Genomic DNA, 22,131 nt, shown 5'->3' with positions numbered 1-22,131 from the left:
TGGCACAGAGATAGTCAAAATACGACGAAAAAGACGCAAAAGGGATAAAATATCTCACACGCCGCGCTTGTTGCCCCAGAGCAGCACATGCAGTTGCGGCAGCACACGGGCGGCAAACCAGCGGTCTTCGACCACCCGGTCCACCAGCCAATGCATGCGGGTCATGATCCCATCCATGTCGATGACCGCGTCATCGTCTTCCGGCGGCGGGGGTGTATGGTTGCCGGGCTGGAGATAGACCGGCAGATGCGGATGCCGGGCGCTGGCATCGCGCGCATAGGCATAGTCGGCCTCATCGAAGACGATGAACTTCAACACCGTGAGCGGGCTTTGCTGCTCGCCCCGCGCTGTGGCTTTCTCAAGACAAAGCGAAAGCGCGTCCCAATCCGTCTCCATGCCGCTCGAAGGCGGCTTGGGCGACACCACCAGCACATCCAGATCGGCAAACCAGTCGCGGGCAATCGACCCTTGGGTCTCCAGGGCGAAGCGGTAACCCCGCTCATGACCATGAGCAATCAGCGCGCCCAGCGGCTGGATCGCCGGATTGCCGCCCGATAGCGACACCATCAAAGGCACGCCCCCGGATAGGCTTTCCACCTCGGCCCAGATGGCCTCGACGCTCATCGGCAGCCATTCTTCCCGAAACCGGCTTTCGACGGCATGCAGACTATCGCACCAGGAACAGCGATAATCGCAGCCGCCCATCCGCACGAACACGGTTGGTTGGCCGATCAGCACGCCTTCGCCCTGAATGGTCGGCCCGAAGATTTCGCTGACCCGGATCACGGTTTCCGACGCGGTCAAGGACGATACTCCGCCCAGGTTTTCTGGGTTTCGCTGACCCTGACAGCAGAGGTCTCGGCAAAGCGCTGCTTGCACCAGTCATAGAAATGCTTGGCCAGGCATTCTGCCGTGGTCTTGTCATGACCCAAGACATCATTGAGATGGCGATGATCGAAGGCTTCATCGATATAGGTCTTCAACACCTTCAGCTCATGATAGTCGCGCAGGAAGCCATGCTCATTCAGGTCCTCGCCCGACAATTCAACCAGGACGATGTAATTATGCCCATGCAGCCGGGCGCATTGATGATCGTCGGGCAGGCCTTTCAGCTGGTGCGAGGCAGAAAAATGAAATTCCTTGGTAATCCGGTACATGGTTTCAAACCTCCCTGGCCTGGAAACCGGAAGTAGCCCTCACCCAAAAATCCGGGTCTTCGTAGTCGGTAGGATCGGTGACGCCAGCCAGATGAAAAGCCTCGCGCCGTTCTACGCAGGTGCCGCACCGGCCGCAATGACGCGCGCCGCCCTTGTAGCAGGACCATGTCTGGTCAAACTGCGTGCCGTATTTCGCGCCCTCGGTGACGATATCGGCCTTGGAGACCGTCACGAACGGGGCCAGCAATTTGACATCGGCATAGCCCTCCAGCGCATGGGCCTGCATGATCTGGAACGCATCAATGAAACCCGGGCGGCAATCGGGATAGATGAAGTGGTCGCCGCCATGCACAGCCAAGGCGACCGCATCAGCCTTACGGGCCACGGCCACCCCGAAGGCAATCGCCAGCATGATGGCATTGCGGTTCGGCACGACAGTGATCTTCATCGTCTCCTCGGCATAATGGCCATCGGGAACGTCGAGATCGTCTGTGAGAGCCGAGCCGGTCAGGCTGGCACCAATATTGGTCATGTCGATGATCTGGTGCAGCACGCCCAGCCGCTTGGCCGCGAGTGCTGCAAAATCCAGCTCTTTTTTGTGCCTTTGGCCGTAATCGAAGGAGATCAGGCCGATCAACTCATGCTCCGCTGCCATTTTGTCGGCAAGCGAAACGGAATCGAGTCCGCCGGAGCAGACGACGAGTATTTTCATGGTTCTAGTCCTTGTTTTTTCCGGGTAGGCTGCGACCGGTGGTGAAAACCGTGGCCCTGATAGCGCAGAAGTGAGGTTTTGCAAACCCGCCCGAACGGGTAATTGCCCCGAGAACGACCCTAGATTTTCTATGGCACTGGTAACGGGGTGGGGCCAAGCTTACATAGGGCTCAATAAAATGGCTGCGGGGAGACGACATGTCCGGCTTTGATATTCTGGTTATTGCCCTGGTGGGCTTCGTGATTCTGGTGCTGATTGCCGGGATCAAGACCGTGCCGCAGGGCTTTCGCTATACGGTTGAGCGTTTCGGACGCTATACCCGCACGCTGGAACCGGGCCTCAACATCATCACGCCCTTTATTGAGACCATCGGCGCCAGGATGAATGTGATGGAACAAGTGCTGGATGTTCCGACCCAGGAAGTCATCACCAAGGATAATGCCAGCGTTTCCGCCGATGCCGTGGCCTTCTATCAGGTCTTGAACGCCGCCGAGGCCGCTTATCAGGTCGCCAATCTGGAAAACGCCATTCTCAACCTGACCATGACCAATATCCGCTCGGTCATGGGCTCGATGGATCTCGATGAACTGCTGTCCAACCGTGAGGTTATTAACGACCGGCTGCTGCGGGTGGTGGATGAAGCCGTGCGCCCCTGGGGCATCAAGGTCACCCGAGTCGAAATCAAGGATATCCAGCCGCCCAAGGATCTGGTCGATGCCATGGGCCGCCAGATGAAAGCCGAGCGTGAAAAACGCGCCCTGGTGCTGGAAGCTGAAGGCTTCCGCAATGCCCAGATTCTGCGGGCCGAAGGCGCCAAGCAATCCGCCATCCTCCAGGCTGAAGGCCAGAGGGAAGCCGCCTATCGCGAGGCCGAAGCCCGTGAGCGTCTAGCTGAAGCCGAAGCCAAGGCGACGGCCCTGGTTTCCGAGGCAATTGCCGCTGGTGACGTCCAGGCCATCAACTACTTCGTCGCCCAGAAATATACCGAGGCGATGACCGCAATCGGCACCGCCTCCAACTCGAAAATCGTGCTGATGCCGATGGAAGCGTCATCGCTGATCGGCTCGCTGAGCGGCATTGGCGCCATCGCCCGCGAAGTGTTCGGAGGCGATGGGCCGCAGGCGAGTTCCAACCCGGCTCGTGCCTCTGGCTCACCAGCCAGAAGCGTTCCGAAAACCACCACAGTCAGCACTACGCCCGCGATCAATCCCTTCGCCAAGTCGGAGGAATAAGCCGCCATGTTCGCCACGCTGGTCGATCAATGGGGACCGTGGAGCTGGCTGGTGCTGGGGCTGGCACTGCTGGCCGTCGAACTGGTCATGCCCGGCATGTTCATGATCTGGATCGGGCTGGGCGCCATTGCCACCGGCCTTCTCTCATTGGCCTTCTGGGGCGACGCCTTCTGGCCCTGGCAGGTTCAAGCGCTGGTGTTCTGCGCTTTTTCGATCGCCGCCATCCTGATGGGGCGTAAATATCTGCGCTCCGACGCCAGAAGCAGCGACGAACCGCTGCTCAACCAGCGCACCGCAAGCCTTGTCGGGAGAACCGCCACACTCCAGGAACCGATCCGCGAGGGTCGTGGCCGGATCAGGTTGGATGATACGTTCTGGACGGTCTCGGGACCGGATCTGGAGACGGGAACCCAGGTCAAGATCATCGCCGCCCATGGGCGCGATTTGACCGTGGATGCGGTTTGAAGAAGCCTATTTAAAAAATAATCCGAGTACTTCAGCGAAACGTCGTATTTTGTCTCGCCTCGACTCCTCCACTCCGAAGTCATTTTCCACCGGAAAAGGTCCAAAGACGTTTTCGGCTCTATTCCTCTTCTCCCCAGCGGGGAGAAGGTCCCGGCAGGGGGATGAGGGGGCGGCGGAGCCGAAATACCGAAAGTCTTTTACGCTGCGGGTTCAATATAAACCTGCCGACGCTATCGCTCACTCGTTAAGCCACACCAATCCGCAACAGATCATGGAAGTGGATAATACCGCCAGGCACACCGTCTTCATCGGTCACAAACAGCGCCGAAATATTGTGCTGGTTGAGGATTGCCATAGCAGTGGTGGCGAGCGTTTCGGTATGCACCGTCTTTGGATGACGGGTCATCACCTCTTCCACCATCCGCTCACCAAGATTCCGGTTGAGGTTACGGGCAATATCACCATCGGTGATGATGCCGACCAACCGGTTGGCACTATCGGTCACGCCGACGCAGCCGAAACGCTTCTGCGACAGCATGATAATCGCTTCCGGCACCGAGGTACCTTCCGGCACGAGCGGCACGTCCTCGCCGATATGCATCATGTCGCCGACATGGGTCAGCATCGCGCCAAGCTTGCCGCCCGGATGGAAGGTCTTGAAATCGTTCGGCCCGAAGCCACGGGCCTCCAATAGCGCCAGCGCCAGTGCATCGCCCAGCGCCATCTGCATCATGGTGGAGGTGGTGGGCGCCAAGCCATGCGGGCATGCTTCCTGAACCTTGGGCATCAAAAGCACGATATCGGCTTCACGCGCCAACGTGGATTGCTCACCGGCGGTAATGGCGATCAGCGGAATGGAGAACCGGCGGGTAAAGGACAAGATGCCATTCAACTCGGTGCTTTCGCCACCCCAGGACAGGGCGATGACCACATCGTCACGGGCAATCATGCCGAGGTCGCCGTGATTGGCTTCCGCCGGATGGATGAAGAAAGCCGGTGTGCCAGTGGAGGCAAAGGTCGCCGCGATCTTGCCGCCGATATGGCCGCTTTTTCCGACGCCGGAGACGATCACCCGCCCCGAGCTTTTGCCGATAACATCGATCGCGTTGCAAAACGGCCCGGCAAGATACCCTGCCAAAGCCTCTTCCAGGGCCGCCAGCCCGCTTTGTTCGGTAGCGACGACACGCAATGCAGCCTTGATGGCGCTTGCTTCCACGAGTTTTACAGCCAGCTTGTTCATGGCAATGTCCATAGCGCTAATGAACTTAACTGTCCATTCACCCTTGCGTACAGACTGTAAGAAATGACGACTGGCGGGGCTATTTGCACGCTGGCAACGCCCGTTCATGGTTAATCGCAACGAATAATTAACCATGGGAATTTACCTTTCGGTAACGGCAGCATCGCCGCAAGAGTTATTTCAGAAGACAGATCCCGACAGGCCGCAATGACGGACAGCCAGACCTATCCCACTGATCGGCAGCACAGCGCGGGCTTTTACCCGATGGTTTCCGCTGGATTGCTGGCAGCATGTCTGGTCGCGGCTGGGGCTGGCCCTGCCCTCTCCCAGCAGCTGACGTCGGGCTCGACTGAGCAAAGCACGGGCCTTGCCACCCTGCGTGGCTCCACAACAAGCAGCGATGAGGCAGCGGCAACCACCGATACGACAGCGACAGGCGCTACCACGTCAACCGCCACAACCAAAGCCAAGTCGGATACCGAAGAAGACGTGCTGGATACTGACAGTTTCCGCCGGATCACCAATGATGCGCTGGACGCCAACCGCATCAACCTCAGGGAATCGCCGGTCGACGAACGGCGTCAACTACGCAAGACCGAGGATGACGGCACAGGTTTCCATGTCGGGACAATGATCCTGCGTCCTGAGTTGTCGCAGGGTATCAGCACCGAGCGCAAATCGACCGGCAGCGACAAGCAGAACACCACCTATTGGGACAATGGGCTAAAGGGTACGCTAACCTCCGACTGGTCACGCCATCAACTGGTGATTACTGGTGACGGGCAATGGCGTCAGCGCATTGCCGGTGACCGCGACAGCGATCCTTCCGGTCGCGTCGATGCCGCATTGCGGCTGGATTTTGCCGATGACATGGCCGCCCGGCTGACGGCAGGCTATGGCTTCAGCCGCGAAAGCACCACCGACCCCAATGCCGTGCGCGATGCCACGGTCCAATCGGGCGTCAATCAGTTCAGCGCCGGCGCTGTGCTGGAACGGCAGGTTGGTCCCCTGAAGGGCTCGCTCGGGCTGGATTTCGAACGCTGGGTCTATACCGATGCCAAACTGTCAGATGGCAGCATGCTGTCCAATTCCGACCGTAACCGCAATGCCGTCACATTGTCGTCGCGGTGGGGCTATGAAATCTCCCCGGCTCTGACGCCCTTTGTCGAGGTCTCCGCTGGCAAGACCCGCTACGACCAGACCGAGGATAGCGCCGGCTATCGTCGCTCCGGCAATATCTACGGTGCCAAGGCCGGGATCAGTTCGGACATGGGCGAAAAGCTGCGCGGCGAAATCGCGCTTGGCTATAAGCAGGCCAGTTTCGATGATGCGCGGCTGGACGATCTGGGCGCGATGACTGTTGACGGCAATGTCGCGTGGTCGCCATTGCGCGGCACCAATGTCGATCTGGGTCTTGCCACCTCCATCGAACCGTCAACCACCGCAGGCGTCAGCGGCGATGTTGCCTATGCACTGACAGCGGCCGTCACCCATGAATTACGCGACAACCTGATCGCCAAGCTTTCGGGCGGCACCACCTGGCGCAATTATCGCGGCGGAAACCAGAGCACCGGCATGTATTATACGGCGGGCGGCGGGCTGGTTTACAAAGTCAATCGCTGGCTGGATCTCACCGCCGATCTCACCTGGGAAAAATCCACCAGCGACAGCAGTTCGGACGACAAGACCCTGACGGCAGGCGTCGGATTGAAACTGAGGCGGTAAACAAGAAAACGCCGCGCGATGGACGCACGGCGTTTTAAATTTCAGTCCGCTTGAAAAACCGCTTACTTCAAAGCGGCCAGCAACGCCTTCATCGGCTCTTCCACCAGACCGCGAAGGTCGGGACGCGACAGGGCGAAGGCGACATTGGCGAGAATGAACCCGTCCTTGGCGCCCGTATCAAAGGTTTCGCCCTTGAAGTGATAGCCGGCAAATTGCTGAATCTTGGCCAGTTTCAACATGCCGTCGGTCAACTGGATCTCGTTGCCAGCGCCGCGTTCCTGGGTTTCCAGAATCGAGAAGATTTCCGGCTGGAGGATATAGCGGCCATTGATGAAGAAGTTCGAGGGCGCCGTGCCCTTGGCTGGCTTTTCCACCATTTCAGTGATTTTGAAGCCGCCATCCAGCGTCTCACCGACACCGACGATGCCGTATTTATGCGCCTGATCGGGCGCACATTCCTCGACGGCGAGGATATTGCCGCCAGCCTTGTTGTAGAGATCGACCATGCCCTTCATGCAGGCTGTCTCGCCGCGCATGATCATATCGGGCAGCAGAACAGCGAAAGGCTCATCGCCAACGATTTCGCGAGCGCTCCACACCGCATGGCCAAGGCCCAGCGGCTCCTGCTGGCGGGTGAAGCTGGTGGCGCCTGCCTTGGGCAGGATTTCGGACAGCAGTGTCAATTCTGCATTTTTGTTGCGCGACTTCAGGGTCTGCTCAAGCTCGTACTGAATATCGAAATAGTCTTCAATCACGCCCTTGCCGCGTCCGGTGACAAACACGAAATGTTCGATCCCGGCTTCCACGGCCTCATCCACCACATATTGGATGACTGGCTTATCGACAACAGTCAGCATTTCCTTCGGCACGGCCTTGGTGGCGGGCAGGAAACGAGTTCCAAGACCGGCAACCGGAAACACGGCTTTACGAATTTTTTTCAGTTGTCCCACACATCCCTCCTAGAGGATTTTTCACATATGCACGCAATCGCACAAACGCCGATTACTAAAGAATTGCAACGAAATTACAATTCTGTTTGCGATTTTGGTAAATTGGTAAAGAATTTGTTGAGACTATGGTCATAGACTGAACCAGACTGGCCATGCCTGCGCAATTCCAGCCAGGCATTGCCCTACTGCCACAACCAGGCGGTGTCGACCAGCATAGACAGATGAGACAACAGCCAGCTGAACGGACGAGAATGCCAATGACCAGAGAACGCGCCTCGCGCCATCTTCGCGCGCTTGCCTTTTCCCTCATGGCGAGCCTTGCGCCGCTTCATGCCCATGCCGATGCGGGCTTCCAGAAATGGATCCGGGATTTCTATCCCACGGCTGCTGCTGCGGGCATCAGCGCACAAACCTATAACCGCGCCTTTGCCGGCATCAAGGATCCGGACCCCGATGTGCTGCGCAAGGCGGCCTATCAGCCGGAATTCAAATCGGAAATCTGGGATTACCTCGATAGCCGCGTCAATCCCTATACCGTAAAGATCGGTCGGGAAATGCTCGCCAAGCATGGGCGAACGCTGGCCTCTCTGGAAAAATATTTCGGCGTTGACCGCCATATTCTGCTGGCGATCTGGTCGATGGAAAGCAATTACGGCGCGGTTCTCGCCAAGGATGACCGGCTGCATTACGTGCCGCAGGCGCTGGCCACCCTTGGCTATGCCGATCCCAAACGCGGCGGTTTTGCCCGTAAACAGCTGATCGCCGCCTTGAAAATCCTGCAAAACGGCGATGTGAGCCCGAAGGAAATGACTGGCTCCTGGGCTGGCGCCATGGGCCACACCCAGTTCATCCCGACCAGCTACCTGCTGTATGCGGTCGATGCCGATGGCAATGGCCATAAGGATATCTGGAATTCTATTCCCGATGCGCTGGCGACCTCGGCCAATCTTCTGGCCAAGAACGGCTGGGATAGTGGACGGACCTGGGGCTATGAAGCCGTCGTGCCCGCAGGGGCTGGAAAATATGCGGGCAAGACGCTGACGATGGCCCAGTGGCAGAAGCTGGGCTTCACCCGCCCAGGCGGCAAGGCTTTCCGCAATCCGGGCGAACGGGCGCAGTTGAAACTGCTGGCCGGTGCCAATGGTCCGGGGTTCCTGATGACCTCCAACTTCTTCACCATCAAGAAATACAATGCCGCCGATACCTATGCGCTGGCGGTCGGTCTTCTTGCCGACGAAATCGCCGGTTATGGTGGTATGCAACAGAAATGGCCACGGCCGGACGGCACGCTGGACATCAAGGAAAAGTTCGAGTTGCAGACCCGAATGAAGGCCCTTGGCTATTATAATGGCGAAGTGGACGGCAATTTCGGCTCTGGTTCGAAAGCGGCGATTTCCGCCATCCAGCAACGGTTGGGCATGCAGGGCGATGGCGAACCGTCAAAGCCGCTGCTGGAAATGCTCAGGCGGCATTGATAGGGAGCGATCGGCCATTGACGGGCCGCGACGGGAAAACTGCTCATGCCTGGTGAAGACAGAGACCGGATCGTGCGGCGCCATGTGACCTTTGCGCTTGCAATCGTCGTGGCTGCGACAAGCGTCGTTGGCCCGGCCCTGGCACAGGATTATCCCCGCCGCCGCACGCTGCTCGACATGCTGTTTGGCAGCCGCTCGGACGACAGCCGCTATGAACGGCAATATCCCGCCGCGCCGCGCCCGGCAGGGCCGCGCAGCCGCAAGAAACCTGCCGCCACCGCTCCCGCCACACCGGCACGGCCACGTCCCGTCCCGGTTTCAGCCCCGCCACAAGAGGCGGCTCCCGCCAAGATCAACAACGCTCAGAAAATCCTTGTTGTCGGCGATTTCTTTGCCAGCGCCATCGGTGACGGCTTGCAGCAGGCCTTTGCCGATGCGCCCGGCACTGTCATCGAGACCCGCAGCAACGGGTCTTCCGGCCTGGTGCGGGACGATTATTTTGACTGGCGCCGGCAATTGCCGAAAATGCTGGAGGAGACGAAACCGGCTTTGGTGATCGTCGAGCTTGGCGCCAATGACCGCCAGCAGATGACACCCGGTGGGGGCGACCAGCGTTTTCCCTCCGATGCCTGGTTTGCCGAATATCAAAAGCGGATCGACGCCATTGCCAAGCTGGTGACAGCAAAGAAGATCCCGCTGATCTGGGTCGGCCTGCCACCGGTTAAATCGCCGGGCATGTCGGCAGACCTGATCAAGTTCAACACGCTCTACCGCAAGGCCGCGGAAGCGGCAGGCGGTGAATTCATCGACATCTGGGACGGCTTCGTCGATGCGGACGGCGGCTTCGTGTTGACCGGCTCCGACATCAACGGCCAGCAGGCCCGGTTGCGCGGCCCTGACGGCATTAGCATGACCGATGCCGGCAAGCGCAAGATGGCCTTCTACCTGGAAAAATCGGCCCGCAAATTCCTTGGTGATATGGCAAGCCCCGGCCTGGTGCGGCTCGATGCGACCAGCCTGCCGAACCTTACCGGACCAGAAGAGCTTGACGGCCCCGACCGTATTCCCCCGATGAAAATTTCCGACCCGGCGCTGGATGGCGCTGACCACCTGTTGGGCGGCGCTGAAAAGCCAGCGCCCCAAACGCCCCCCTCGCCCCGCGACCTGCTGGTCTCGACCGGCATTATGCCCGAACCACCGAAAGGCCGGGTGGACGATTACCGGCTGGTGTCTCCGTCAAATATAAATTTGGTCGTGCCGAGACAATAATATGAGAGTCTGTCAAATTTAGAGTGAATCTGACAACGCTAGGCAAATTTTAGCCGCCACCGACCACCAGAAGCAGTTTTCAACAGGGCTATCAGGAAGAGTGCCGATCAAAGATATGATCAGGCACCCAGCGGTTCTTTCCCGGAAGACGGGACGTCAGTCTTCCGGGAAAGGTTCTCGTCAAAAATCCTGCCAATCCTTCTCTTTTACCGCAGCCGATCCATGAAAGGCGCCCCTGAGCTTTTCCGTCAATTTCCGGGCAGGCGACGGTGCGGGACGAGACGCGGAAATGTCATTCGTCTGCTCGAACGCAACAACCTTGCCATGATCTTCCAGCTTGAAGCGCGACAGCAGGTCGCTCAACGTTGCAGCCTCTTTGGCAAGGCTGTGGCTTGCCGCCGTTGTCTGCTCCACCATGGCAGCATTCTGCTGCGTACCCTGGTCCATGGTATTGACTGCCGTATTGATCTCCTGAAGTCCGACCGATTGCTCGCGGGCGGCCTCGACAATCGCTGTGACATGCCGGTTGATTTCCTGGACCTCACCGACAATGGTTTCGAGCGAAGAGCCGGTTTCAGCCACCAGCTGCACCCCGGCCTGCACCTGCTGGCCTGAAGAGACGATCAGGCCCTTGATGTCCTTTGCCGCATTGGCGGAGCGTTGCGCCAGTTCGCGCACCTCTTGCGCCACAACGGCAAAACCCTTGCCAGCTTCCCCCGCGCGGGCGGCCTCAACACCAGCATTCAGCGCCAGAAGATTGGTCTGAAAAGCGATCTCATCGATAACACCAATGATATTGCTGATTTCGCCAGAGGATCTTTCGATCTCCTGCATGGCGGCAACCGCCTTGCGCACAACATCGCCGGAGCGTTCCGCACCATCGCGTGTTTTGGACACCAGAATGCCAGCTTCTTCGGCGCGCCGGGTCGAATCCTTGACCGTCGTGGTAATCTGCTCCAGTGCCGCTGCCGTTTCTTCCACGGAAGCCGCCTGCTGTTCCGTCCGATGCGAAAGATCGTCAGCGGCAGAGCGGATTTCATTAGCGCCTGCATCAATGCCACGCGCATTCTGCCTGACGGTCACCAGCGCCTGCTGCAACTTCTGGACAGAGCTGTTGAAATTCGACCGCAACCCATCAAGGCCAGCCACGAATGGCACGGCAATACGATAGCTGACATCCCCATCAGCCAGGCGTGTCAGACCCTCTGCCAGAGCATCCACAGCAAATTTGGTGTCGGCGGCATCCTTGGCTCGTTGCGCGTCGCGCTCGGCGCGTTCCTTTTCCGACAAGCCACGGCTGGCCTCGGCCTCGGCTTCAAGACGCTCACGGTCCAGCGCATTGTCTCGGAACACCGCAACGGCGGCGGCCATCTGTCCAAGTTCGTCACCGCGTCCGGCGCCATCGATTTCCGCCCGCGTTTCGCCCTTGGCAAGAGACGTCATGCGCAGCCGCAACCGTTCGATCGGCCGGGTAATGCCCTGAGAGACGATCCACACAGCGGCAAAAATCGCGAGAATAAACGCCACAAACAGGCCGCCAAGCGTGGCAATAATTGTATTGCGCGTCTCATTCGAGATCAACGTACTTTTATCGGACAGTTCTTTTGCACCATCGACCACCCATCGGCGTGTCTCGTCAACTGTCTCGGCTATCAGCTTATCTGCCTGCCTTAATTCGGCGCGGGCTTCGGTATCTTGTTTTTTAGCATCCAGGTCAATGACTTTGGATGTTATCGTGATGATCGCCTCATAGCGTGTACGAATTGCAGCGAGCCGGTTGGCCTTCGCAGGATCAAGGGCGATTGCCTCATCGATCATGTCGATAATGCGCTTAACGCTCTCATCATAATCCTTTTTCGCCCTGACAATTTCCGGACTTGAATCGTCATAAACCAAGATTTGGTAAGCGTCATAGCCGAGTGCCATCAGCCTCTGACTTGAACGCGCGACCATCATAAGCGAGCCTGCGTCCTGATCAATAAAAGCGGAATATTCCTTATCAACCGCATTCAAGCCTTGCGACAGAATGGCAGAAGCGCCAATGCCCAATGCACAGATTGAAATCACAACAGACAAAATCTTCGTTTTAATTTTCAGATTGTCGAGAAATGACATTTGGGATCTCGTGTCGGCAGGAATCCAAACATCTGGATAGGCTGCTACAGGAAAAGCGTCTCGTCATGAGGGCTACAATAGGTTGTATCCATGATTTAAAAGGCATTAATTTATCAAAGGTAAATATGTGAAAACAAACCTAAAACTGAGGTCAAAATATGAGTTTTCCCATTGATATTACTAGGACAATTATTGGATTTTACGCAGGGAAAGACATAGATATTTCTGAATAAAATAAAACTCTTAAGTTGCACGCTATCCCTATCACTTGACGATAGACCTTGCGTGGCCTGACCCCATAGCCAACAAAAAAGGGGGCTGAAAGCCCCCTTATAGAGATCCGAACAGGCTAAACTCAGCGCGGAAGAACTGTGACACCCATCAGCGCTTCATCGATGGCGCGGGCTGCCTGGCGGCCTTCGCGGATCGCCCAGACCACCAGTGACTGGCCACGGCGCACGTCGCCAGCTGCCCAGAATTTATCGACGGAGGTGCGGTAGTCCTTGTCATTGGCGATAACATTGGTCGAGCCGCGCCGGTCGGTATTGAGGTCCAGCTTGCCGTCGAGCTCCTTGACGACGCTGTCGGTGAAGGGGCCGGAAAAGCCGATGGCGATGAAGGCGAGATCGGCCTTGATGATGAATTCCGAACCAGCGATCGGCTGGCGACGGTCATCCACCTGGCAGCATTTGACACCGGTCAGCATGCCATCTTCGCCAACGAATCCGAGCGTTCCCACCTGGAACTCGCGCACAGCGCCTTCGGCCTGGCTGGAGGAGGTGCGCATCTTGGTGGCCCAGAACGGCCAGACGGCTAGCTTGTCTTCCGTCTGCGGCGGACGCGGACGGATGTCGAGCTGGGTAACCTTCACAGCGCCCTGGCGGAAAGCCGTGCCGACGCAGTCAGACGCGGTATCACCGCCCCCGACCACCACGACATGCTTGCCACCGGCGATGATCGGCTCGGACGGCCAGCCAACGCTGTCGATGTTTTCACGGCCCACCCGGCGGTTCTGCTGGACCAGATAGGGCATGGCATCATAGACGCCGTGCAGGTCGACGCCGGGAATGCCGGCTTCGCGTGGGGTTTCCGAGCCGCCGCAATAGAGGACGGCATCGTAATCGGCCAACAGCTTTTCCACCGTTACATCGACACCGACATTGACGCCGCAATGGAAGGTGACGCCTTCGCCCTTCATCTGCTCGACGCGGCGGTCGATGAAGTTCTTCTCCATCTTGAAATCAGGAATGCCGTAGCGCAGCAGACCGCCCGGCTTGGTTTCGCGCTCATAGACATGCACGTCATGCCCGGCCCGACCAAGCTGCTGGGCGGCCGCCATGCCTGACGGGCCAGACCCAATGATCGCCACCTTCTTGCCGGTATGGATCGTGGCCGGTTGCGGCACGATGAAGCCAAGTTCATAGGCCTTGTCGGCGATTGCCTGCTCAACGGTCTTGATCGAGACCGGCGCATCCTCCAGGTTCAGCGTGCAGGCTTCCTCGCAAGGCGCCGGGCAAACGCGCCCGGTGAATTCAGGGAAGTTATTGGTGGAATGCAGGTTGCGGATCGCCTCTTCCCACTTGCCGTTATAAACTAGATCGTTCCAGTCGGGGATCTGGTTATGCACCGGACAGCCGGTCGGGCCGTGGCAATAGGGAATGCCGCAATCCATGCAGCGCGCCGCCTGCTTCTGTACTTCCGGTTCCGACATCGGAATGGTGAATTCGCGGAAATGCCGGATGCGGTCGGAGGCCGGCTGATACTTCGCCACCTGCCGGTCGATTTCCATGAAACCTGTAACCTTGCCCATGTCTTACCCTTTCAAAACGGTAGGCCCAGAGGCCCCCAATACCAGTAGGCGAGGCCGATAATCGCCCCCAACACAATGAACTCCAGTCCAATCGAACCGTTGACTAGATAGCCAAAGGTCGGAACCGCTAAGCCAAGCATGATGGAAACAAAGACGTGCATCTTGCGCATTCTGCTTCTTCTCCGCCGCTATCGCAGCCAATTCTCGATCTTCAATCCCGGAACTCGGGAAAATTCTCTTTCATTATCCGTCACAAGCACAGCATCCAAGGCGAGTGCGTGTGCCGCAATCAGCATATCCATATCGCCTATCGGTTGCCCACGGCGGCTCAGACTGTCCCTGAGCGCAGCATAGTGAACATCGGCCGGCGCCTCCCAAGGCATAACCTCGAATTCGGACAAAACTGTCTCGATGAGCCGGACCAAACGCTCTGAGCCCTTCTTGGCTACCCCGTATCTCAGTTCGGCCGCCACGATCAGGCTCGTTCTCAATTCACCCTCTTTGAGAGCAGCCACCTTTTTCGCGGTTTTGCCATCTGGATTTCGGATGAATTCCGAAATCGCGTTGGTATCGAACAGGTAACTCATTCGGGAAGATCCAGATCAATCTCCTGAAGAGGCTGATCATCTATCTCAGGAAAGTCTTGGCCGAGCGGTTCCGCTTGTCGAAGCCACTCTATCAACCCGCCTGGTGATCGCTTCTGACGAGCGGGTTGAATGGTGATTACGCCATCCGCCTCCTGTCGGATAACGACTTCATCTCCGGAGAGATCGAAGTCGCTTGGTATCCGCACAGCACGGCTTCTCCCGTTCATGAATATCTTTGCCTTACGCTCCTTTGATACCGGAAACATGGCCACCTCCATCTTGTGATATGACAATGTCATATCACAAGACTGCTAAACATAAAACTATTCGGCGGCAACGCCCATGCGCATCCGTTCCATTTCCTCCAGCGCCCGGCGATATTCGACCGGCATGACCTTACGGAATTTCGGACGGTAATCGGCCCAGTTGTCGAGGATCTGCTTGGCGCGGTTCGAGCCGGTATAATGCAGATGGTTGGAGATCAGTTGATAGAGCCGCTCCTCGTCATGGCGGGTCATGTCTTCCGACACGTCCACCAGACCCTTGTGCATCAGGTCGCCGCCATGGTGATGCAGCTTTTCCAGCATGTCATCTTCTTCCGGCACCGGTTCCAGTTCCACCATCGCCATGTTGCAGCGCTTGGCGAAATCGCCCTGTTCATCAAGGACGTAAGCTACACCGCCGGACATGCCGGCTGCGAAGTTGCGGCCCGTTTCACCGAGCACCACCACCACGCCGCCCGTCATGTATTCGCAGCCGTGATCGCCGACACCTTCGACAACCGCAATCGCGCCGGAATTGCGCACCGCGAACCGTTCGCCCGCCACGCCGCGGAAATAGCATTCCCCGGCAATCGCGCCGTAAAGCACGGTATTGCCGACGATGATCGAGTGTTCGGCGACGATCCTTGAATTTTCCGGCGGGCGCACGATGATCCGGCCACCGGACAGACCCTTGCCGACATAGTCATTGCCGTCACCGACCAGATCGAAGGTGATGCCGCGCGACAGAAACGCCCCGAAGGACTGGCCCGCCGTGCCGTTCAGCGTCACATGAACAGTATCGTCCTTGAGGCCCTTATGGCCCCAGCGCTTGGCAAGTTCACCCGACAGCATGGCACCGGCTGAGCGGTCCACATTCTTGATATCGACCTCGAAAACCACGGGCTGTTTGCTTTCCAGCGCAGGCATCGACTTTTCGATCAACCGGCGGTCCAGCACATCTTCGATGGGATGATGCTGGCGCTCCGTCCAGTAGGTGGCTTCCTTGGGCGCATCGACCTTGTGGAAGATCTTCGAGAAATCGAGACCCTCGGCCTTCCAATGGGCCAGCATATCGTTCTTTTCCAGAAGCTCCGAGGCGCCGATAATGTCATCCAGCTTGGCAAAGCCCAGCGAGGCGAGGATTTCGCGCACTTCTTCGGCGACAAAGAAGAAGTAGTTGATGACATGCTCCGCCGTACCCTTGAAGCGCTTGCGCAGAACCGGGTCCTGGGTGGCGACGCCGACCGGGCAGGTGTTGAGATGGCACTTGCGCATCATGATGCAGCCTGCGGCAATCAGCGGTGCGGTGGCAAAACCGAATTCGTCAGCGCCGAGCAATGCGCCAATAATGACGTCACGACCGGTCTTCAGACCACCATCAACCTGCAAAGCAACGCGCGAGCGAAGACCGTTCATGACCAGCGTCTGCTGGGTTTCGGCCAGGCCGATTTCCCAAGGCGAACCGGCGTGCTTCAGCGAGGTCAAGGGCGAGGCACCCGTGCCGCCATCAAAGCCGGACACGGTGATATGGTCGGCGCGGGCCTTGGCAACGCCTGCGGCCACCGTGCCGACGCCGACTTCCGATACCAGCTTGACCGAAACATCCGCTGCCGGGTTGACGTTCTTCAGGTCGTAGATCAGCTGCGCCAGATCTTCGATGGAGTAGATGTCGTGATGCGGCGGCGGCGAAATCAGGCCGACGCCCGGTGTGGAATGCCGGGTCTTGGCAACCGTCGCATCCACCTTGTGGCCGGGCAATTGTCCGCCCTCGCCGGGCTTGGCACCCTGCGCCACCTTGATTTGCAGCATATCGGCATTGACGAGATATTCGGTGGTCACGCCGAACCGGCCAGAGGCGATCTGCTTGATGGCGGACCGTTCCGGGTTGGGCGAACCGTTTAACAACGGCAGGTAGCGGTCGCTCTCTTCGCCGCCCTCACCCGTGTTCGACTTGCCGCCGATGCGGTTCATGGCGATGGCCAGCGTCGTGTGCGCTTCACGGCTGATCGAGCCGAACGACATGGCACCCGTGGAGAAGCGCTTGACGATGTCAACGGCCGGCTCGACCTCATCGACCGAAATCGGCTGGCGTCCCTGATCGGCGGCCTTCTTGATCTTGAACAGACCGCGAATGCTGTTCATCCGCAAGGCGCTTTCATTGACCATGGCCGCGAATTCGCGGTAGCGCTCCTGCGAATTGCCACGCACGGCATGTTGCAGCGAGGCAATCGAATCCGGGCTCCAGGCATGGTTTTCACCGCGCAGGCGGTAGGCATATTCGCCGCCGATATCCAGCGAGGTCGCCAGGATCGGGTCCTTGCCGAAGGCGGAATGATGGCGAGCCACGGTTTCCTGGGCAATCTCGGCCAGGCCAATGCCTTCAATGTTGGAGGCCGTGCCGAAGAAATACTGATCGATCAGCTGCGAATTCAACCCGATGGCATCGAAAATCTGCGCGCCGCAATAAGACTGGTAAGTGGAAATGCCCATCTTGGACATGACCTTGAGAATGCCCTTACCGACCGCCTTGATATAGCGATAGACCACTTCGCTGGCATCGACTTCCCTGGGGAATTCGCCATGCTTGTGCATGTCCAGCAGCGTGTCGAAGGCCAGATAGGGGTTAATGGCTTCCGCGCCATAGCCCGCCAGACAGCAGAAATGATGCACTTCGCGCGGTTCGCCAGTTTCCACCACCAGGCCGACCGAGGTGCGCAGACCCTTGCGGATCAGGTGATGATGCACGGCAGCCGTGGCCAGCAGCGCGGGGATGGCGATACGATCAGGGCCGATCTGCCGGTCCGATAGTACGATAATGTTATAGCCGCCGCGCACTGCGGCTTCGGCGCGCTCGCAAAGCCGGTCGAGCATTTCGGGCATGCCTTCGGCACCACGCTCCACATCATAGGTGAAGTCGAGCGTCTTGGTGTCGAAGCGGTCCTCGGTATGGCCGATGGAGCGGATCTTTTCGAGATCGCCATTGGTCAGGATCGGCTGGCGCACTTCCAGCCGCTTGGCGCGGGCCGCCCCCTCATGATCGAGAATGTTGGGGCGCGGGCCGATGAAGGACACCAGGCTCATCACCAGCTCCTCGCGGATCGGATCGATCGGCGGGTTGGTGACCTGGGCAAAATTCTGCTTGAAATAGGTATAAAGCAGCTTCGACTTCGACGACATCGCCGAAATCGGCGTGTCGGTGCCCATCGAGCCGATGGCTTCCTGACCGGTGGTCGCCATTGGCGACATCAGGATGCGGGTATCTTCCAACGTGTAGCCGAAGGCCTGCTGACGGTCGAGCAGCGACACATCGCGGCGCAGCGCCCGTGGCTCAACCGGCTTCAGATCCTCGAGGATCAACTGGGTACGATCCAGCCATTCCCGGTAGGGAAGGCTGCCAGCCAGATCCGACTTCACTTCCTCATCGGAAACGATCCGGCCCTTTTCCATGTCGATCAGCAGCATCTTGCCCGGCTGCAAGCGCCACTTCTTGACGATCTTCTCTTCCGGCACCGGCAGCGTGCCAGCCTCCGACGCCATGATGATCCGGTCGTCATCGGTGACCAGATAGCGGGCTGGACGCAGACCGTTGCGGTCCAGCGTCGCGCCGATCTGGCGGCCATCGGTGAAGGCCACGGCGGCAGGGCCGTCCCATGGCTCCATCAGGGCTGCATGGTATTCGTAAAACGCCTTGCGCTCCTTGCTCATCAACTGGTTGCCAGCCCAGGCTTCCGGGATCAGCATCATCACCGCATGCGCCATGGAATAGCCGCCACGGATCAGGAATTCGAGCGCATTATCGAAACAGGCCGTGTCCGACTGGCCCTCATAGGAAATCGGCCAGAGCTTGGAAATATCGTCCCCGAACAGCGGCGACGAGACCGACGCCTGGCGGGCCGCCATCCAGTTGACATTGCCGCGCAGCGTGTTGATTTCGCCGTTATGGGCGACCATCCGGTAAGGATGCGCCAGCTTCCACGACGGGAATGTGTTGGTGGAAAAGCGCTGATGCACCAGGGCCACAGCCGATTCGAAGCGCGGATCGGCGAGATCCTTATAATAAGCAGCCACCTGATAGGCGAGGAACATGCCCTTGTAGACGATGGTCGAAGACGACAGCGACACCGGATAGAAGCCGGTTTCCTGGCCGCCAAACTCGTCATAAATCCGGTTGGAAATCACCTTGCGCAGCAAGAACAACCGGCGCTCGAAAGCGTCCTGGGTCGCGGCATCGCGGCCAGCACCAATGAACACCTGAATCTGGCGCGGCTCAGTTGCGGCAATGTCAGGGGCCTTGGACAGCGAGGAATTATCGACCGGCACATCGCGATAGCCAAGCAGGTGCTGGCCCTCGGTCAGACAGACATCGGTGATCACCTTCTTGAAATGGGCGATCTGCTCTTCATCGGCGGGGAAGAAGAAATGTCCGACGGCATATTCGCCAGCCTTGGGCAGAATGACGCCCTGGGCAGCCATTTCCTCGCGGAAAAACCGGTCGGGGATCTGTACCAGAATGCCAGCGCCGTCGCCCATCAGCGGATCGGCGCCAACCGCGCCGCGATGGGTGAGGTTTTCAAGAATGAACAGGCCGTCGCGGACGATCTGGTGCGACTTCTCACCCTTCATATGGGCGATGAAGCCGACGCCGCAGGCATCATGCTCGTTGCGCGGATCGTAGAGGCCCTGCTTTTGCGGAAGACCATAACGCTTTAGCGTACCGGCACCGGCTGTCGCCTGCGTCGCATCGGCCGCCACGATTGCTTCGGATGGCATCATCTGCGTCATCGTTTTCCCTCCAGTTGAACCGTCCGGTCGAAACTATCCGATCCGGCACACAGCTATTTGACAAAATCGAATACCGACGGGGGCTTATCGCTGCCCAAACCAGGGGCCAGATTTTAAAGGCGCCCCGCTTGCCATGTGCAAAACAGGTCACAAACCTGACCTTTCTGCACAGCTTCTCTCGACCGCTGCAAAAGCAGATATCCCGGTGAGTATAGCGCAAGAGAGCCAGGACGAAAGGCCTAGAAAACCAAAACCTGCCACTCGATTTCCGAAAATATGTCAGTTTCATTGACCTATTTCTGCAATCTATATGGCAGAAACAAATCGGCTTCGCAAGCCATCGGCTCAAAAAGCCGGGTGATGACGCGACAGAATCTGTCTTTTTTAGCGATCTGCCGCATGATTCTTTCGTCCGTTGAGGTGTTTGCGCAGGAAACCAATCTGGAGCGGTGAATACGAAGACAATTGTGCTGGTGATAATCGGTCAGGCCCGCGACGGATGACTAGGCCGGATTGAACACGGCAGCAAAATCGTTAGGGTCTCCATCACGCCATAAACAAGCGCTACAGCCAATCAGGAAGCCATCATGTTCTTTGCATCCGATAATTGGGCCGGAGCCCATCCCGCCATTGCCGAAAGTCTGATGAAGGAAGCGGCGGGCTATGCCAGCGCCTATGGCACCAGCGATCTTGACCGGCGCGTCGAAGCGCATTTCAACCAGATTTTCGAACGCGATGTCTCGGTGTTCTTCGTTGGCACCGGCACGGCGGCCAATTCGCTGGCGCTGGCCAGTGTGGCGCGGGCCGGTGGCGTCACCTTCTGCCATTTCGACGCACATGTGAATGCCGATGAAGGTGGCGCGCCGGAGTATCTGGCAAATGCCAGTCGGCTCTATCCGGTCGAGGGCGGCGACGGCAAGATGAGTGCGGCAGCCCTCCACACCGCCGTCTCGCGCTTTGACACGCCTTCCGTCCATCAGGGCCGACCCATGGCGGTAACGATCACCCAGGCGACCGAAGCCGGCACCATCTATACACTGGACGAGATCTCGACCATCAGCGCCATTGCCCGCGCCAAATCCCTGCCTCTGCACATGGACGGCGCCCGTTTTGCCAATGCGCTGGTGGCGCTGGATGCCACCCCCGCCGAAATGACCTGGAAGCGCGGCGTCGATATTCTCTCCTTCGGTGGCACCAAGAATGGCTGCTGGTGCGTGGAAGCCATCGTGTTCTTCAACCCAGACATGGCCGAGGAAATGCCCTATATCCGCAAGCGGTCGGCGCAGCTGTTTTCCAAGACCCGCTTCGTTTCCGCCCAGCTGGAAGCCTATTTCAAGGATGATCTGTGGCTGGATCTGGCCCGCCACGCCAATGCCATGGCTGAGCGGATGCGCGCCGGTCTCAGCAAAAACAACAAGGCCCGTCTGGCCTGGCAAACCGAAAGCAACGAAGTCTTTGCGGTGATCGGCAAGGATGCCGCCAGGCAGGCCGAGGCCCGCGGCGCGAAATTCTACGAATGGCTGGCACCCCGCGATGAGCCCGGATTGGTCGGGCAAGACAATGTCCTAATCCGGCTGGTAACAAGCTTTGCCACGACAGAGCAGGATGTCGATCAGTTTCTCGACATCCTGTGAACATTTCAAGACTGACAGCGTCGACGAACACCCCAAACGCAAAAGGGCGGCCCCAAGCCGCCCTTCTTCATGTCTTCCAGACCCGGATCAGACGACGCGAGACTCGATGGCCTTGGGCGCCTCGACCGGTTCGCTGGCAATGGCGATGCGGCGCGGCTTCATGGCTTCGGGAATATTGCGCAGCAGATCGATATGCAGCAGGCCGTTCTTCAGCGAGGCATTGGTCACCTCGACATGGTCGGCAAGCTGGAAACGACGCTCGAACCCGCGCTTGGCAATGCCGCGATACAGAAACTCGGTCTGTTCGGCCTGGTCTTCCTGGGCCTTTTCACCCTTGACCGCCAGCACATGCGCATGGGCCTCGATGCTGAGTTCGGTTTCATCGAAGCCGGCAACGGCCATGGTGATCCGGTAGGTATTGTCCCCCGTCCGCTCGATATTATAGGGCGGATAGCTCTGGGCCTGATCCGGCTGACCCAGGCTGTCCAGCATGGTGAACAGGCGGTCGAAGCCGACAGTGGAGCGATAGAGCGGGGAAAAATCAACGTGACGCATAGATGTCCTCCTGAGAAGCGACGGTTGCGATAATGACGAAGGCAGATACCCCTGATGTGGCGGTGTCTGCCTGATGATGCGGGCCCTTCCGGCGCCCGCAACAAAGAGATGGGAAAGGCGATTTGCGAGTTCAAGACCCCTCGACATGCACGCATCGTGA

Annotated in this window: 18 protein-coding genes; 6 read left to right on the top strand and 12 right to left on the bottom strand. The window is 58.4% G+C overall.

Annotation, left to right across the window (positions count from 1 at the left end; translation table 11 throughout):
• Window positions 1-54: 54 nt before the first annotated feature.
• From queE to queC, 3 genes are read right to left on the bottom strand one after another with little or no spacing between them, the layout of a single operon-like run.
• On the bottom strand, window positions 55-822 hold the full coding sequence (queE, locus tag IEI95_RS12180) for a 7-carboxy-7-deazaguanine synthase QueE (RefSeq protein ID WP_194417286.1): 768 nt from the start codon (window positions 820-822) through the stop codon (window positions 55-57).
• Window positions 801-1,157: a 6-carboxytetrahydropterin synthase QueD gene (gene queD / locus IEI95_RS12175; RefSeq protein WP_156533774.1), complete on the bottom strand. Its 357-nt coding sequence runs from the start codon at window positions 1,155-1,157 to the stop codon at window positions 801-803. Before queD ends, queE begins: the two co-directional genes overlap by 22 nt.
• A 4-nt stretch (window positions 1,158-1,161) precedes the next feature.
• The gene (queC, locus tag IEI95_RS12170; RefSeq protein WP_156533772.1) at window positions 1,162-1,869 is read right to left on the bottom strand and encodes a 7-cyano-7-deazaguanine synthase QueC; all 708 of its coding nucleotides are present in this window, start codon (window positions 1,867-1,869) and stop codon (window positions 1,162-1,164) included.
• Window positions 1,870-2,066: 197 nt separating this feature from the next.
• On the opposite strand from queC, the gene IEI95_RS12165 reads away from it, so the two are divergent.
• Window positions 2,067-3,101, top strand: coding sequence for an SPFH domain-containing protein (locus IEI95_RS12165; protein ID WP_156533770.1), 1,035 nt, complete (start codon window positions 2,067-2,069; stop codon window positions 3,099-3,101).
• Window positions 3,102-3,107: 6 nt separating this feature from the next.
• Window positions 3,108-3,566, top strand: coding sequence for an NfeD family protein (locus IEI95_RS12160; RefSeq protein WP_156533768.1), 459 nt, complete (start codon window positions 3,108-3,110; stop codon window positions 3,564-3,566).
• Window positions 3,567-3,810: 244 nt separating this feature from the next.
• On the opposite strand, the gene IEI95_RS12155 is transcribed toward IEI95_RS12160, so the two are convergent.
• Window positions 3,811-4,806 (bottom strand): KpsF/GutQ family sugar-phosphate isomerase, encoded by a 996-nt coding sequence (locus tag IEI95_RS12155; RefSeq protein WP_070166997.1) that lies wholly within the window; start codon window positions 4,804-4,806, stop codon window positions 3,811-3,813.
• A 207-nt stretch (window positions 4,807-5,013) separates the two neighbouring features.
• Between IEI95_RS12155 and IEI95_RS12150 the strand changes: the two genes are divergently transcribed.
• Window positions 5,014-6,531 (top strand): outer membrane beta-barrel protein, encoded by a 1,518-nt coding sequence (locus IEI95_RS12150; RefSeq protein ID WP_156533766.1) that lies wholly within the window; start codon window positions 5,014-5,016, stop codon window positions 6,529-6,531.
• Window positions 6,532-6,593: 62 nt separating this feature from the next.
• Here IEI95_RS12150 and galU read toward each other — a convergent pair whose 3' ends face one another.
• On the bottom strand, window positions 6,594-7,481 hold the full coding sequence (gene galU / locus IEI95_RS12145; RefSeq protein WP_015917091.1) for a UTP--glucose-1-phosphate uridylyltransferase GalU: 888 nt from the start codon (window positions 7,479-7,481) through the stop codon (window positions 6,594-6,596).
• Window positions 7,482-7,738: 257 nt separating this feature from the next.
• Between galU and IEI95_RS12140 the strand changes: the two genes are divergently transcribed.
• Complete coding sequence (locus IEI95_RS12140) at window positions 7,739-8,956, top strand: lytic murein transglycosylase (RefSeq protein WP_156533764.1); 1,218 nt, start codon at window positions 7,739-7,741, stop codon at window positions 8,954-8,956.
• 45 nt (window positions 8,957-9,001) lie between these two features.
• Window positions 9,002-10,225, top strand: coding sequence for an SGNH/GDSL hydrolase family protein (locus IEI95_RS12135; protein WP_156533762.1), 1,224 nt, complete (start codon window positions 9,002-9,004; stop codon window positions 10,223-10,225).
• A 180-nt stretch (window positions 10,226-10,405) separates the two neighbouring features.
• On the opposite strand, the gene IEI95_RS12130 is transcribed toward IEI95_RS12135, so the two are convergent.
• The 6 genes from IEI95_RS12130 to gltB all read right to left on the bottom strand — a co-directional run bounded on the left by IEI95_RS12130 (window position 10,406) and on the right by gltB (window position 19,782).
• Window positions 10,406-12,340 carry a HAMP domain-containing methyl-accepting chemotaxis protein gene (locus IEI95_RS12130; protein ID WP_156533760.1) on the bottom strand — a complete coding sequence of 645 codons (1,935 nt, stop codon included), beginning with the start codon at window positions 12,338-12,340 and terminating at the stop codon, window positions 10,406-10,408.
• 355 nt (window positions 12,341-12,695) lie between these two features.
• Complete coding sequence (gene gltD, locus IEI95_RS12125) at window positions 12,696-14,150, bottom strand: glutamate synthase subunit beta (RefSeq protein WP_087729179.1); 1,455 nt, start codon at window positions 14,148-14,150, stop codon at window positions 12,696-12,698.
• Window positions 14,151-14,161: 11 nt separating this feature from the next.
• Entirely contained in the window at window positions 14,162-14,320 is a 159-nt protein-coding gene (locus IEI95_RS12120) for a hypothetical protein (RefSeq protein ID WP_156533758.1), read from the bottom strand.
• An 18-nt stretch (window positions 14,321-14,338) separates the two neighbouring features.
• The gene (locus tag IEI95_RS12115; protein ID WP_070153594.1) at window positions 14,339-14,737 is read right to left on the bottom strand and encodes a type II toxin-antitoxin system VapC family toxin; all 399 of its coding nucleotides are present in this window, start codon (window positions 14,735-14,737) and stop codon (window positions 14,339-14,341) included.
• Window positions 14,734-15,003 carry an antitoxin gene (locus IEI95_RS12110; protein WP_234624502.1) on the bottom strand — a complete coding sequence of 90 codons (270 nt, stop codon included), beginning with the start codon at window positions 15,001-15,003 and terminating at the stop codon, window positions 14,734-14,736. The genes IEI95_RS12115 and IEI95_RS12110 overlap by 4 nt, the downstream gene beginning before the upstream one ends.
• A gap of 57 nt (window positions 15,004-15,060) precedes the next feature.
• Entirely contained in the window at window positions 15,061-19,782 is a 4,722-nt protein-coding gene (gene gltB / locus IEI95_RS12105; RefSeq protein ID WP_194416483.1) for a glutamate synthase large subunit, read from the bottom strand.
• Between the two features lie 587 nt (window positions 19,783-20,369).
• Between gltB and IEI95_RS12100 the strand changes: the two genes are divergently transcribed.
• A complete protein-coding gene (locus IEI95_RS12100; RefSeq protein WP_194416482.1) occupies window positions 20,370-21,416 on the top strand; it encodes a threonine aldolase family protein in 1,047 nt (348 codons plus the stop codon).
• 87 nt (window positions 21,417-21,503) lie between these two features.
• On the opposite strand, the gene IEI95_RS12095 is transcribed toward IEI95_RS12100, so the two are convergent.
• Window positions 21,504-21,971 (bottom strand): Hsp20 family protein, encoded by a 468-nt coding sequence (locus IEI95_RS12095; RefSeq protein ID WP_015917100.1) that lies wholly within the window; start codon window positions 21,969-21,971, stop codon window positions 21,504-21,506.
• Window positions 21,972-22,131 lie beyond the last annotated feature (160 nt).

The sequence above is a fragment of the Agrobacterium vitis genome, assembly GCF_014926405.1.
Taxonomy (GTDB): Bacteria; Pseudomonadota; Alphaproteobacteria; order Rhizobiales; family Rhizobiaceae; genus Allorhizobium; species Allorhizobium vitis_H.
Note: the sequence above shows the minus strand (reverse complement) of the source record. Positions and strands in the feature narration are given on the sequence as shown.